This window comes from Chloroflexota bacterium (assembly GCA_038040195.1).
Classification (GTDB): domain Bacteria; phylum Chloroflexota; class Limnocylindria; order QHBO01; family QHBO01; genus DASTEQ01.
Genome location: JBBPIR010000046.1, coordinates 1 through 1,011, shown reverse-complemented (window position 1 = coordinate 1,011; position 1,011 = coordinate 1). Strand labels below are relative to the sequence as shown.

Genomic DNA, 1,011 nt, shown 5'->3' with positions numbered 1-1,011 from the left:
GAGCTGGTTGATGGTGAGGCCGCGGCTGAGCTGGCTGGCGGGCGGGATCAGGTCGGCGAAGTTGGGGATCGTGACGCCGCCGGGCAGCGAGACCGTCCCGAACAGGTTGAAGGTGGTGGAGATGCTGCCGAGGGCCCCGTTGGCGTCGTAGGTGAGGCCCGAATGGCCGAAGTCGTCGAACCAGCCGGACAGGCCCTCGTTGGTCACGTACGGGCGCAGGAAGGCAAGCTGGGGAAGGCCGCTGGTCAGTGCATCCCGCGACTCCGGCAGCGCCCCGCGGCGCGACTGCCCGTTGCGGGTGACCGGTCCCACCGCGATCTTGGCGAGCGGCACCTGCAGCTTGGTGAGCTCGATCAGGTCGTTGTCAGAGCCACGCCGCTTTACGATCGCGTCGAGGTCTCTGACGGTGGGAACAGCGTCGTTGGCAAAGCCGCGCAGCTGGCGCACGAAGGGCTGAAGCTTTTTGGCGACCGGCTTGGAGGCGTCGACCAGGGGGTCGAGGTCATCGAGGGTGGCCCGCAGGTTGACCGCGGTGGTGTTAAAGGCGCGCATGAAATCCGGCAGCTGGCCCACCGCGTCGGCCAGGGCGACGTTCTCGGCGCCGATCGCGCCCATCATGGCGTTGGTGTTGGAGACGAACTGCTCGAGGTCATCCGAGCGCGAGGCCAGGGTCCCGCTAAGCGAGGCCGCGTCGACGATCAGCCGCTCAAAGCGGCGCTCGTCAAAGGTCAGCTCACTGAACAGCTCGCGCGAGGTGGAAAGAAACGGGTTTAGGTACTTAAAGCCGCGGTTTGTCTGCGGGCCGATCCCGTCATAGGCGCTGGCAAAGCCCTTGATCACGTCCTTAAAGCCGCGCACCGTGCGCTTGTCGAGGGTGTTGAACAGCTGGTCGAGGTCGACCTCGGAGATCGTCGCCGAGAGCGGCAGGCTGCCCCCGTCGGCGATCTCTGCCCCCTGCTCGTCGGCGCTGGGCATCTGCAGCTCGACATAGCGGTTGGCGACCCCCGACAG

Annotated in this window: 1 protein-coding gene; it reads right to left on the bottom strand. The window is 66.7% G+C overall.

What is annotated here, in order from left to right; all coding sequences use genetic code 11:
* Positions 1-1,011: hypothetical protein (locus AABM41_09930; protein MEK6192612.1), on the bottom strand; the 1,011-nt coding region annotated here is incomplete at both ends.